This is a genomic window from Tunicatimonas sp. (assembly GCF_049647865.1).
Taxonomy (GTDB): Bacteria; Bacteroidota; Bacteroidia; order Cytophagales; family Cyclobacteriaceae; genus Tunicatimonas.
Genome location: NZ_JBARYM010000536.1, coordinates 1 through 13,349, shown reverse-complemented (window position 1 = coordinate 13,349; position 13,349 = coordinate 1). Strand labels below are relative to the sequence as shown.

General features: G+C 42.2%; 13 protein-coding genes. 4 read left to right on the top strand and 9 right to left on the bottom strand.

Going from position 1 to position 13,349, the window contains the following annotated elements; genetic code table 11:
• Window positions 1-390, top strand: a 390-nt coding sequence (locus WBA23_RS15870; protein ID WP_424583266.1) for an ABC transporter permease, incomplete at its 5' end; no start/stop codon positions are given.
• 22 nt (window positions 391-412) lie between these two features.
• Here WBA23_RS15870 and WBA23_RS15865 read toward each other — a convergent pair.
• Window positions 413-1,054, bottom strand: a complete 642-nt coding sequence (locus WBA23_RS15865; protein ID WP_424583265.1) for a phosphoribosylanthranilate isomerase — start codon at window positions 1,052-1,054, stop codon at window positions 413-415.
• Window positions 1,051-1,860, bottom strand: coding sequence for an indole-3-glycerol phosphate synthase TrpC (trpC, locus tag WBA23_RS15860; protein WP_424583264.1), 810 nt, complete (start codon window positions 1,858-1,860; stop codon window positions 1,051-1,053). The genes WBA23_RS15865 and trpC overlap by 4 nt, the downstream gene beginning before the upstream one ends.
• Before the next feature lie 155 nt (window positions 1,861-2,015).
• Between trpC and WBA23_RS15855 the strand changes: the two genes are divergently transcribed.
• Together WBA23_RS15855 and ctlX are read left to right on the top strand one after the other, a co-directional pair.
• Window positions 2,016-3,500 carry an arginine deiminase family protein gene (locus WBA23_RS15855; RefSeq protein ID WP_424583263.1) on the top strand — a complete coding sequence of 495 codons (1,485 nt, stop codon included), beginning with the start codon at window positions 2,016-2,018 and terminating at the stop codon, window positions 3,498-3,500.
• A gap of 70 nt (window positions 3,501-3,570) precedes the next feature.
• Window positions 3,571-4,521: a citrulline utilization hydrolase CtlX gene (ctlX, locus tag WBA23_RS15850; protein WP_424583262.1), complete on the top strand. Its 951-nt coding sequence runs from the start codon at window positions 3,571-3,573 to the stop codon at window positions 4,519-4,521.
• A gap of 2 nt (window positions 4,522-4,523) precedes the next feature.
• On the opposite strand, the gene WBA23_RS15845 is transcribed toward ctlX, so the two are convergent.
• The 7 genes from WBA23_RS15845 to WBA23_RS15815 form a co-directional block, all read right to left on the bottom strand.
• Window positions 4,524-6,755: a PAS domain-containing protein gene (locus tag WBA23_RS15845; RefSeq protein ID WP_424583261.1), complete on the bottom strand. Its 2,232-nt coding sequence runs from the start codon at window positions 6,753-6,755 to the stop codon at window positions 4,524-4,526.
• A 231-nt stretch (window positions 6,756-6,986) separates the two neighbouring features.
• Window positions 6,987-7,643: a leucyl/phenylalanyl-tRNA--protein transferase gene (gene aat / locus WBA23_RS15840; RefSeq protein WP_424583260.1), complete on the bottom strand. Its 657-nt coding sequence runs from the start codon at window positions 7,641-7,643 to the stop codon at window positions 6,987-6,989.
• Entirely contained in the window at window positions 7,643-8,644 is a 1,002-nt protein-coding gene (gene trpD / locus WBA23_RS15835; RefSeq protein WP_424583259.1) for an anthranilate phosphoribosyltransferase, read from the bottom strand. Before trpD ends, aat begins: the two co-directional genes overlap by 1 nt.
• 45 nt (window positions 8,645-8,689) lie before the next feature.
• Complete coding sequence (locus WBA23_RS15830; protein WP_424583258.1) at window positions 8,690-8,986, bottom strand: four helix bundle protein; 297 nt, start codon at window positions 8,984-8,986, stop codon at window positions 8,690-8,692.
• 150 nt (window positions 8,987-9,136) lie between these two features.
• Window positions 9,137-9,709, bottom strand: coding sequence for an anthranilate synthase component II (locus WBA23_RS15825; RefSeq protein WP_424583257.1), 573 nt, complete (start codon window positions 9,707-9,709; stop codon window positions 9,137-9,139).
• The gene (locus WBA23_RS15820; protein ID WP_424583256.1) at window positions 9,706-10,386 is read right to left on the bottom strand and encodes an SAM-dependent methyltransferase; all 681 of its coding nucleotides are present in this window, start codon (window positions 10,384-10,386) and stop codon (window positions 9,706-9,708) included. Before WBA23_RS15820 ends, WBA23_RS15825 begins: the two co-directional genes overlap by 4 nt.
• A 40-nt stretch (window positions 10,387-10,426) precedes the next feature.
• Window positions 10,427-11,857, bottom strand: coding sequence for an anthranilate synthase component I family protein (locus WBA23_RS15815; RefSeq protein ID WP_424583255.1), 1,431 nt, complete (start codon window positions 11,855-11,857; stop codon window positions 10,427-10,429).
• Between the two features lie 260 nt (window positions 11,858-12,117).
• On the opposite strand from WBA23_RS15815, the gene WBA23_RS15810 reads away from it, so the two are divergent.
• Complete coding sequence (locus WBA23_RS15810; RefSeq protein ID WP_424583254.1) at window positions 12,118-12,702, top strand: hypothetical protein; 585 nt, start codon at window positions 12,118-12,120, stop codon at window positions 12,700-12,702.
• Window positions 12,703-13,349: the final 647 nt, after the last annotated feature.

Here is a 13,349-nt window from a genome sequence, read left to right as displayed (position 1 = left end):
GTACGAGTAGGTAAACTTTCAGGTTTCTTTGCTATGATTGCCATCTTCATTAGTTGCTTAGGTTTGTTTGGACTAGCCTCTTTTGTAGCGGAACGAAGGACAAAAGAAATTGGTATCCGCAAAGTGTTGGGAGCTTCGGTAGTCAATCTGTGGCAGCTACTTTCTAAAGATTTTCTAAGCTTGATTCTGATTGCCTGCCTGGTAGCCATTCCGCTGGCCTATTATTTTGCCCGCGATTGGCTGCAAAATTACGATTACCGCACCGATCTGAATTGGTGGGTATTTGGGGCCGCGGCCGGAGGTGCATTGATAATTACTATTGCAACGGTAAGTTATCAAACGGTGAAAGCCGCCCTGGCCAATCCGGTGAAGAGCTTACGAAGTGAGTAACTAGCATAGTGCTAATTACTTGTTATCCTTCGGAGCGAATGCTACGTATTTTGCTTACTAATTTCTGCAACTGAGCTATATCTTTACGACCAGGTTCAGTCTCAAAACGGCTATTCACGTCCAAACCAGCTAACTGGGAATGATCTAATTGTAGGGCATCCTCAATATTATCTAGGCTAATGCCGCCACTAAGAAAGAAAGGAGTAGCGAGAGCGTATTTTTTAAGTTGCGACCAATTAAACGAGTGGCCTGAGCCGCCGTAGTTTGGGGTTTGCGTATCAAATAAAAAATAGTCAACGTAATCTTCATAAGCGGTTAGCTGAGAAAAATCAAAATTATCATTTCCCAACCGAAATGCCTTGATAACGAGGCATTCAGCTTCTTTTAGCTCCTGGCACTGCTGGGGTGATTCATCTCCGTGCAACTGGGCTCCATTCAAGCCAAAACGCTGGGCTTCACTGATAACAAAATCAGTGGTAGCATTCACAAATACACCAATCTTCTGAATTCGGTCAGGAATCGCCATCACTTCTTCCGGAGACAGAGTGTTAGCCATGTAGCGAGGCGACTTCTCGTAGAAGATAAAGCCCAGATAATCGGGTTGGAGTGCCGCTACTTCCAGTAGATTATCAGCGTATTTCATTCCGCATATTTTAAGCATCATCCTATTGCAGTTTTAATCGCTTGAATAAAATCACCGCAGGCCTGGGCGGGGTTCGGTTGCTTCATAAAATGCTCGCCAATAAGAAAGCCCTGGTAGCCGTGCTTCATAAGCGCTCGAATATTGGCTGGATCATTAATACCACTTTCTGAGATTTTTACCAGATTTTCGGGCATCAACTTAGCTAATCGAATGGAAGTTTCAATAGAGGTTTCAAAAGTTTTTAGGTCACGATTATTTACTCCCACTACATCAATAAAAGGCGCAATCAATTCATTTAGTGCGGTTTGTTGTAGCTCAGTTTCAGTATGTACTTCTAGAAGAACTTCCAAGCCTAGTTGGTGGGCTTGCTGAGCTAAAACTAGTATCCGAGGCAGCGGAAGGATGGCCGCAATCAGCAAAATAGCATCGGCCCCTAGTGCCTTGGCTTCGGTGATTTGATACTCGTCAATGGTAAAATCTTTCCGCAGAATAGGCACCTGATTTTGCGCCCGAGCAACGCAAAGGTTTCCATCGCTACCCGCAAAAAAATCGACATCAGTGAGTACTGAAAGTGCGGCTGCCCCCGCTTGCACGTAACCCTGAGTAGTTTCAGCTACATCGGCCTGATCATTGATAATCCCTTTAGATGGTGACTTTCGTTTGAACTCGGCGATAATACCGGGATTAGCATTTCGCAAAGCCTGGGATAGGGAAAATGTTTTCCGGTTGAAGAAGGGACTTTGTTCTAGTTCGGTCGGGCTCAGACGCTTTTTCTGCTCAAACAATTCCTCTTTTTTTCGCTCCACTATGGTATTCAGAATGCTCATTGTTTTGTTTAAGATGATTTTGCTAAGATAATGATAGAATAAATGAATGACTGATGATTATCGAATAATGATTATTATTGAAATAGAGGTTTGGATTTCGCTAATAACTTCAGTTGAGTCACCAATCATTACTCATTACTCATTACCTTTGCCGTATGACCCACGATATCTACGTTACATCTGAAATTGGCCGCTTAAAGCGACTACTCATTCATAGTCCTGATGCTGGTATTGGTAAAATTGTTCCCCGCATCAAAGATCAATTGCTGTACGACGATATTGTCTACCTAGAAAAGATGCAGCAGGAATACAGTGAATATCTACGGGTACTGCTGTGCTTTCTTGATCCTGATCAAATACAGGGCAAAGTCAATGATGCTGACTATCAGGCCTCAGTAAAAAGTAATCGCTTCGGTTCCAATAAGGTACTGAATGTGGAGCAAATGCTAGCGCGAATTCTTCGGCACGAAGATATCAAATATCTCTTAGTACCCTCGGTTTGTGCTATCGAGAAATGCGGCCTACGTACCCAGAAAGAAATGCTGGGTATGCCTCCTGAACTACTGGCTTCCTTGCTTATTACCGGAATTTTAAACCAAGAAGGACAAGAAATTATCTTGTTTCCGCCCGTGCCTAATCTGATCTTCACGCGCGATATTGGTATTACTATTCACGACCATATTTTATTAAGCAAACCTTACGAAAATGCCCGCGACCGGGAAGCACTGATATTCAAATACATTGCTCATTTTGAGTTACTACGACAGAAAACCAGCCAGGAACCCGATGAGCTAGCTCAACAGGTAATTGAGTTGCAAGAGCCCAATCTCTTTTATATTTCCAGTGAAGAAGAAACTCAACAGAAGGTAGTGACCATTGAGGGTGGCGACGTGATGATGATCAGCCCCGGTCACTTGCTGGTAGGGTTGAGTGAGCGCACTTCGTTACCCGCGGTAGAACAATTAGTAAAAAAGCTCTTCCAACGTAACTTAATACAAAAAGTCTCGGTGGTTAAGATTCCCCGTCGTCGGGCGTACATGCACATCGACACGGTTTTTACCCAGGTGAAACGTGATACCTGGATCGTGTTCAGCCCGTTTACGAAGGAGGAGATCAACCACAACCGAGGCTTTGATGTTGCCGGGGCTATTAATAACAAAGAACAACATCGGATAACCCACGATGTGGAGGTAATTCAATTTATCCGGCAAGCAGAAGCAGGCCATTCGTACGGCATATCAACCAACCGAATGGATTACCTGGATGATCTTCTAGAACAGATTAGTCGGGAAGATTTTGGAGCCACCCGGTGTGAGATAATTCCTAGTGCGGGTGGGAAGTTTCCGTACAGCGAGCGCGAACAGTGGACCGATGCCTGCAATTTTCTGGCGGTGCGCGAAGGGGTAATTATCGGCTACGACCGTAATATTAAAACAGAGGAAGAATTTCGAAAACGAGGGTTTGCCGTAATGCGATCCGCTGAAATTATTGAGCAGGTAGAGCAAGGAAAGTCGGTAGACGAAGTAGTGACCGGCGATACGCTAATTTTGCTTCCTTCCGGAGAACTATCGCGCGCTCGTGGTGGAACCCACTGCATGAGTATGCCTTTGCTCCGCGATGACGTAAGAGTTCTCACTTAATGATTAGTGATGAATGAATAATGACTGATACTCATTGTTCATCTATCATTACTTACTATTCATTCTAACGATGACTAAAGATAATCAACAACTTACGGACACATTATTGATGATTCGGCCTGTAAAGTTTGGGTATAATGTGGAGACGGCTGAAAACAACCATTACCAACGAGAGTTGAGCGATGTAGCTCCGGAAGAAATTCAGCGTAGAGCGTTAAGTGAGTTTAACCAATTTGTGAACATTCTTCAGCAGCGAGGGGTAAATGTGATTACCGTTGATGATACTGCCGAAAAGGAAACGCCCGATTCAATATTTCCCAACAACTGGATTTCGTTTCACCAAGATGGCACTGTGGTTACGTATCCTATGTGGGCTCCTAACCGTCGCAAAGAACGTCGTGATGATATTCTATCAAACTTAATTAAGGAGCACGGATATATTATTCGTCGGAAGATTGATTATTCGTACTTTGAGGCGGAAGAAAAATTTCTTGAGGGCACCGGCAGTATGGTATTAGATCGCGAAAACCGAATGGCTTACGCTTGTGTATCGCCTCGAACAAATCTTACCCTGCTCTCAGAATTTTGTCAAGAATTTGGCTACCGGCCCATCGTATTTATTGCATCTCAAATGATTGAGGATGGCTTTGCCGAGATTTATCATACTAATGTGATGATGAGCATCGGGAAGGATTTTGCTATATTTTGTGCCGATGCACTCAAAAATACCTGGGAGCAAAAAGACATCGTGAAAATTATCCGAGATACGGGAAAAGACGTGGTATTTATCAGCGAAGAGCAGTGCAACTATTTTGCGGGAAATATGCTGCAAGTTAGAAACCAGCAGGGTAAGCGACTACTCGTAATGTCCGAACAGGCGTATCAGTCACTTCGTTCTGAGCAGGTTAAGCAGATTAGAAAATACACGGATATAGTGCATAGTCCACTAAATACCATTGAAGCCTGTGGGGGCGGTAGTGCCCGATGTATGATGGCTGAAGTATTTCTGCCTAAGAACTAACCTCAAGAGGGAAGTTGAGGCAGGCGTAATGTAAACTTGGTTCCTTGACCTTGTTTGGAATATACCTCTGCTGAGCCTCTCAGTTTTTCTACAGTTTCTTTAACAATATATAGCCCTAATCCTGACCCTGGCTTATGGTCGTCAGCGCGGTAGAACATCTCAAAAATTTTAGCCTGATGACTATCAGGAATCCCTATACCATTATCTTCTACGCAGATTAGTGCCTCCGTCTTACTAACCTCTATTTTTACCTTCACGTAGGATTCTTCGTTGGATCGCTTCATGCGATACTTCATAGCATTGGATATGACATTACCTAAAGCAATATTTAGCCGACTTTGATCAGTAAAGAAGGTACAATGTTGGTTAACTTCTAACGAAGTTTTTACTGGAACTTCGTAGTCCATAAACTGATACTGTTCAAATATTCCATTAATTAATTCCTTAAAATCAATGGGTTCTGCAACTACTTCCAACCGGGCATTTCGCGAAAAGTAGATAAGGTCTTTAATAAAGTTGTCTAACCGATGAGCACTCTTCTTCATATGCTGAAGGTACGCCTGTACTTCGTCGAGGCCTTCTTCTGTTTCAGCTAGGCTAATTAGCCCTAGTATTGAGGTAAGCGGGGCCCGAAGATCGTGTGAAGCACTGTATACAAAACGGTCTAGCTCCTGGTTGGCTTTCGTTAAATGCTGATTGCTTTCTAATAATAGCGCTTCGGCTTTCTTCTTATCGGTAATATCAGTCAGCCGTACTACCCCGTAGCCCATTTCAGGAAAAGTAGTAATTGCTAAGCTGCCCCAAAAGACTCTATTTTTAGTTGATATAAACTCAACCTCACTGGTCCATAGTCCAGTTTCGTCAATAGCTTTCCGGATGGAAGCAATTTCTTCAGCGGGAAATGGTACCTTCTGAAAGCTAGTGGCATTAGTACCCAGCACATCCTCTTTATGGTCGATATCGAGAATACGTAAAGCACTTTGGTTACAGTTAATGATTTTATGCTCTTGATCAATAATGAACAGTGCATCAGCTGTACTATTAAACACCGACTGAAATAACCACTCGCGGTGCTCGACTCTCTCTTTAGAGAGTTGCGCCTCAGTAATATCTTGGATAACTCCGTAGGCGCGTACAAAATTTCCGTGGACACTTTCTCGCTGGCCAATTATTCTTACCCATAACTCTCGTTGTTGGGCAGTATACATTTTCAGGCTGAGATCGAAAGGTTCACCATTACTAATTAGCTCGCGATACGCCCGCCGTACAATGGGTTGGTGATCTTCTTGAAAAAATTGAATAGCACGTCGTAGTGAGATACGGGTTCCTTCAGCAATGTCGTGAATGCGGTAGGTTTCAGGTGTCCAACTAACTTGTTTGGAGAAACTGCTAATTTCCCAACCACCAATACGGGCCATCTGGCTGGTTTCACCTAACAGGTCAGCCATACGTTTCTTCTGCGAAATATCATCGCCTACCGCCTGTATCTCCACCACATCTCCAGTGTCATCGGTAATGCCTACTAAATCCCAAGCAGTCCAAAAATACTCTCGCTTATTGTTGTAGCATCTTATTTCAATATGGCGATAGCTTCCGGGGTGATCAACACAATACGCAGCAGCTTTAATGCATGATATGGCATACTTAGAATCAGTAAGATAGTTTAATGACCGAAATACGTCTTCATCTTCACCCTCTCGGTCAAATTGGGTCCGAGCCGCCTGATTTAGGTACAAGAAGTTTCCTTCCAGATCAGTACGGATAATATAGTTTGTTTGGTGTTCTGGTACCGAACTTAATCGGCTCGCCTGCTGGGAAGCATTTAGTTCTGTATTAGTATTGGTTGTCACATCCGTAAAAGTAACCACTGAGCCTTGGTAATCATTTGCTTCAGAAAGCAGTGGCTTAGCATGAAAAGATAGCCAAATCGTATTTTTCTTGAGAATAAGACCAATTCTTACTCCATTAATAGCTTCTTGAGCTTGAACTGTATTCGCGAGCAGCTCCTCCGGCATTTGCAATACGCTATTATCCGTGTGGATTAAAAGCCAGGAGCCTTGTAGAAAAGGGCGTCCCGTAAGATGACCCACTTCTTCTTCAAGTAATTCACACACAAGTTGGTTGACTTGCTCTATTCTACCTTCGGCATCCACTAACATAGTAGGCAACGGTATACTATCCAGTACCTGTGAGGAAAGAGCGTTGGATATATATGCTTTGGAAACTATAGGCATTCACTAACTAAGAATAGTGCGATTCAAGTAGGAATAAATCTACGAAGTTAACACATGCATTCGTGATATGATTTAAGTAAAAGCTGTCGTAGGTAATATTTAGCTATAGAATAGATAGAATGAATAAATAACCGATCGAGTGATTGAACAATATTCTATCTCATCGTTCTATTGTTTAGAGAATGTCCAACTATCTTTGATAGAGTAAAAGAACTCAGTTTATAGACTATACTATCTATCAGACTCTAGTGCTTCGTGGAGAATTTGCATGTATTGGGAGCGGGGTATTTCTTCTGCACCGAAACGTTCCAAGTGGGGGGTGTGTACCTGACAATCAATTAATAAAAAACCCTTTTGGGTTAGATCTAAAACGTGCGTAACAAAAGCGACTTTTGAGGCATTATTTACTTGAGAAAACATAGATTCGCCGAAGAATATTTTTCCTAAAGAGATACCGTACAATCCGCCTACTAATTTGTCTTGCTGCCAAGCTTCCACGGAATGAGTGCGCCCTAATTTATGCAACTCACAATACGCTTCTAGCATTTCGTCGGTAATCCAGGTGCCGGGCTGGTCGGGGCGTTTTACCCGTTGGCAGTGAGTAATTACTTCGCGAAAAGCTTGATTGTAGGTTATGGTAAACTTTTTCTGGTTCAACGTTGGCTTTAAGCTACGGGGGATGTGTAACTTTTTGGGGAAAAGTACAAAGCGTGGGTCGGGGGCGTGCCAGATGATTGGTTGGTCTTTATCATACCAAGGGAAAATGCCAGATCGGTAGGCTAATAACAATCTTTGCGGTGAGAGATCTCCACCTAGTGCTAAACCACCCCAATCTTCAGCATAATCAACAGGTGGAAATACTAAATCATTCGTGAGCCAATAAAGCACTAGGGAAAAGCCGGTTTATCAACTAGTTTCTGAAAAGCTCTCAGGGCTCGACCTGACTTTAGTGATTCTCGAGCTTTATTGATGCTCTCCTTCAGCGTAAGTGAAGGGTTTCCGCATTGAATAGCCATTCCGGCGTTGGCTAAAACTACTTGCTGCTGCGCTAATGTTCCCTTCCCGCTGAGAATAGTTAGAAACACTTCTGCTGATTCTTCTACCGTTTCACCTCCGTAGAGTGCTTCTGGCGCATGAGTCTGAAATCCCAGATCGTTGGGGTGTAGCATATATTCACCGGAATTGGTAATCATGCGAAACGGTCCGGTCAGTGAAATTTCGTCGTAGCCATCCAAGGAATGTAGAATGACAAACTGCTTATCACTCTTTTGGAATAAATAAGCATACAGCCGAGCTAGTTCTAAGTTAAATACTCCGACTAGCTGCTTTTTGGGAAAAGAAGGGTTCACCATCGGGCCGAGCATATTGAAGAAGGTCTTCATACCCAGTTCACGGCGCACCGGAGCAACATTTTTCATCGCCGGATGGAAGAGGGGGGCGTGTAAAAAACAAATGCCCGCTTGGTCTAAGCTCCGCTTAAGCTGATCAGTATCGTTCGTAAATTCGTAGCCAAAATACGCAAGTAAGTTAGATGAGCCACAGACTGAAGAAACCCCATTGTTGCCGTGCTTAGCTACGTTTTGTCCCGCTCCGGCTACCACAAAGGAAGCCGTTGTAGAAATGTTAAAGGTGTTCTTTCCATCGCCCCCAGTACCACAAAGGTCAATGGCATCGTACTCACCAATATTTAATGGAACGCATAATTCCAGCATGGCTTCCTGAAATCCTTCTAATTCTTCTACAGTAATGCTCCGCATAAGAAAAACGGTAAGGAAAGCCGCCATTTGACTCTGGTTAAATTCTCCTTGAGCCAGCCGGACTAAAATTTCTTTAGCCGCGTGTTTGTCTAATAATTTATACTCGATAAGGTCGTTAAGAATGGATTTCATAGATTGATTGCTGATTGCTGATTGCTGATTGCTGATTGCTGATTGCTAAGTTGATAAATTGGTATTAGTTATTTTGATGAGTGTATTGATTAATTTAGGCATTCTTTTCAAATCAGTGTAAAATTCTTGATACTGCTTTAGACTAGTTAATTTTCTGACCTTGGTTTTTTCATTCCAATCTAGGGATTCATACGTTGAACCAAAGGCATAGCGGTAGAATTTAATCTTATCTTTCTTTCCGCAACGTCCAAACCTTTCGGCAATATTAGCGGAAATCGAATCAACCGCCCGAACGAACTGTTGTCCGAGTGTATTCTTACTGAAATGATCCCAGCCAGTCACGGTTTCCCAAATTTGACTACTTAAATGAAAGGCAACTCGGTTAAGATTCAATATCGTTAAGCTTAAGAAATTTCTTCTTTTCCATAACTTGACTTTACTTAAATTTATCGAGTTAAGCGTTAGCAATTTAGCTCATAACCATTTAGCAATTTAACCATCTAACCAATTCTTAATCATCTCTTTCCCGTGTTCGGTTAGAATTGATTCGGGGTGAAATTGTAACCCTTTCACATCGTACTGCTTATGGCGCAACCCCATAATTTCTCCTTTAATATCGCGGGCGGTTACCATTAAATTCTCATTCATTGAATTGGCAACTACCGCCCAGCTATGGTAGCGACACACTCCGAACGACTTAGGTAATCCTTCAAATAAATACTCTTCTTCATCTTCAATAAAAACTTTATCGCCGTAGCCGTGCAGCACTAATGGCATATTATACAGCTCCGCCCCAAAAGCTTCGGCTATTCCCTGATGGCCCAAACAGATACCCAGTATGCTTTTACTTGGAGCGTAGGTTTTAATTACATCCATCATAATACCAGCCTCTTCGGGAATGCCCGGCCCAGGGGAAAGCAGAATTTTGTCATAGCGATCTACTTCTTCCACTGAAATTTTATCATTTCGAATGACATCCATCTGTTCTTCCATCCCTAGCTCCCGAAGGATATGCACCAGATTATAGGTGAAGGAGTCGTAATTATCTAATACCAGTATCTTCATGATTTTAATTTTAGCATTTGGTTACCGCCTTTTTGGAACTCATAATCAACGGCCAGTATTTCAGTGTATATTCCTCGATTCTCTAAATGATTTATTAAGCTATCCAAGTGTTGCGAAATTTCACCACCACTTGTCAGCAGAGGAAATATTCTGACTTCTTTACTGACTCGGCACATTTCTAAAGCAGCCTTTTGGTGAAATTCTTCATCTAGCTGTTCTGAATAGGTAAATAATAAGTGAGAGCAGAGAACTAAATCAAACGAATGATTAGTGAAAGATAGATCAGGAAGTACTCCTGTTACGTAGCGATCAGTGTTCTTATGCAGTTCAAAATCCAGTAAAAAGTGGTTCATAGCTTTAAGCCGAACCTGCACTAGCTGCTTGGGCGATTGGTAATAATCCCATTTATAATCATTTCGATTGTTAACTAGCTGCTCTTCAATAATTATTGCGGTTGCTCCTATTCGCTCCTTAATTTGCTGAACAGAGAATTGATAAATAGGGTCTAGTGAAGTATACTTCTTATCCATCAAGAAAAGTTCAGCATTTACACTAGCAGGGCCATCTCCACAACTGATAATTCTTTTATTTAAATCCTCCGACGTAAGAGCAAACATACGTTGGTATTCTTCTAAGTTTCTACCCCAAGGAACTACCTGATTAATTGTAAATCCCATTCTTAAGAATTTTCAATTTTCAATCTGCAATTTTCTAATTTCAAATCCCCTCAGCCAACTCCAGTGCTTTCCTCAGAGCTGCTAGCTTATTATTTACTTCTTGTAGCTCCTTTTCAACTTCTGATTTAGCTACAATTCCGGCACCAGCTTGGTAGTATAAAGTATTATCCTGACTAAGAAAGGATCGGATCATAATGGCGTGATTGAAGTCGCCGTTGAAACCAAGAAATCCAAGAGCTCCACCATAGTAGCCCCGCTGGGTAGTTTCGTAGCGATGAATCAGTTGCATCGCCATATGCTTGGGTGCTCCTGAAAGTGTTCCAGCCGGAAAGGTGTCGGCTACCACCCGAATGGGCGATGTGCCCTCCGAAAGCGTTCCGGTTACTTTGGATACCAAGTGAATGACGTGGGAGAAATACTGAACTTCTTTGAAGGTCTCAACTGTCACATCATCGCCGTTTCGACTCAGATCGTTACGAGCCAAATCAACTAGCATTACGTGTTCCGAATTCTCTTTAGGGTCATCCATCAACTCCCGAGCTAGTTGGGCATCAGCTTCGTCGTTGCCAGTACGCCGGAACGTGCCCGCAATAGGATAGATACTGGCAGTATTCCCTTTAATTACAATCTGAGCTTCGGGTGAAGAGCCGAATAATTTATAATTACCGTAGTCGAAGTAGAATAAGTAAGGTGAGGGGTTGATTGATCGTAGGGTGCGATACACATTAAACTCATCACCCTTAAAGGCAGTCTGGAACCGCCTTGATAGCACAATCTGAAATACATCGCCCCGAAAGCAGTGATCTTGCCCTTTGCGGATAATATCTAGAAACTCATCATCTGTATAATTGCTGCCTTCTGCTTCACTACGTTTGAATTGGTAACTGGGAATATTTTTATTGTTGATGAGTGAGAGCAAATTGGCTAAACCACTTTCCTCGTTAGCTTCTTCGTACTGATGTTCAAAAGCATACAATTCATTCCGAAAATGGTCAACGGTAATTACGTAGCGGTATACTGCGTAGTGAATTTCAGGAATGTTGTAGTGTGTTTTTTCTTCCGAAGAAAGATCAACTTCTTCAAAATACTGTACGGCATCGTAGGCCATATAACCGAATAAGCCATTGGTAGTGAAGCGATCGTTGTTTTCTTCACTTTTAAACCGCTGGGCAAATTGAGCTAGCATCTCAACCACCTTTTGCGGATTTTCTACTGACTGAGAATTATTACTTCCATCAGGGAAGTGCTGAGAAACTACTCCCTGATTTACAGAAAAGGAAGCAATAGGCTGACAGCAAATGAAGGAGAAGCTGTTATCACTGCTGTGGTAATCCGAGCTTTCCAGTAAAATAGGGTTCTCATAACGATCTCTGAGTTTTAGGTAGATGCTGACGGGAGTTACGGTATCAGCTAATAATCGTTCCGAACGAGTTACTAGTTGAAAAGCATCCGAGGTTTGTTGTGTGTTCATATCTATATATCGTTGTGTTTTTGTAAAAAAAAAGCCCACTGCGTAAACAGTAGGCTATTATTAAATTATTTTGACAATATATTACCTCTGATTCACGCGAAGAAGTTTTTTGCGTGCCACCACCATGCGGTAAATATGTTGATTTGCGTATTCATTTCTGCGACAAATATAAAAGTCCGTTCGGATAATCCCAATAGAAGCGTAAATTTATCCGATAATCTGCTGAGGTCCAGCAATCAACCACATAGTTTAATTCGTGTATGGAAACGCTCGCCGAACAGTTTCAGCAGGTCAGTAAACAGAAAAGCCGGGTGCAGCGACATAATAAGTTGCTTAAACAAGGCTTAATGTTGAGTGCTGGCCTAATTTTTTTATTGATAGGTTACCTAATATTCATTGAGTTCTTTACCCCCGTGTTCGGTCGTTGGCCACAGGTACAGAAGTCCTTACAACGAGCCGAGGCCCACAATCATTATTTAAAAGAGCAAATTGATAGTTTGTACCGGGTAAATGATTTGTTGCTGGAGTTATCTCCCTACTACACTGGTGTTTTTTACGAAGTGCAAATTGGAGCATTTGAAAACTTCGATCTGGCTAATTATCAGGAAGATTTGGTGAAAATGAATATTGACTATAACGGACCGTTGGATCAGTATACGCTGGGTAAGTTTCGGGATTTGCCCAGAGCTTTAGCCTTTCAGAAAGATATTCAACAAATGGGAATTCAAGATGCCTTTGTAGTTGCGAAAGTAGATGGAGAACGAGTTTCGGTAAATGAGGCTTTGCGAGAAGGGGAGCGACTACAAGAAAGTAGAGAAGAAAGTTTGGAAAAAAACCCAACTTGAGCCTGTCGGTTTTACTAAATCCCAGAATAAACAGGATTTGAGCTGTTACGCCATCGCAACCCTCCACTGTTAACAACCTGTAAAAACAGATTGCCCTAACAAAAAGCTAGGGTGAGGCCCGGTTTTGGTAGCAAACTTCGCTCGGTAATGGTTTAAGTGTTGGATTTAGAAAACGAGATTAGACTCAAGCGGGTAACTTTCAATATGTAAAAGAACTACCGCCTTATGCGGCACTTGCTTGTAAATTTCTATTTACGAATATACTATAAACCCCAGAAAGGCTAAAATGATTTCACCTGCTAAATCTTAGTTTTTATTACATGGCAAAAAGGACAGTCAACATGAGGTTCACAACAGTCTATTGATCAGAGCAGTAACCTCTTAAAAAATAGAATTAGATTTTTACCAGACGTTGAAATTGGAGATCAATTTCTTCCGATCGGCAAATCAGTGAATGCTGTTTTGTAGCTAGGAAAGAAAAAATCAGACGATTCGTACAGATTTAGGAAAACGGCAACCCATCGTGAATATTTCGATTAGTCAACACTATATTAGGTCTTGGAATCTAAAACCCAACCCCCAGTACCCAACCCCCAGTACCCAACCCCCAGTACCCAACCCCCAGTACCCAACCCCAACCCCAATCC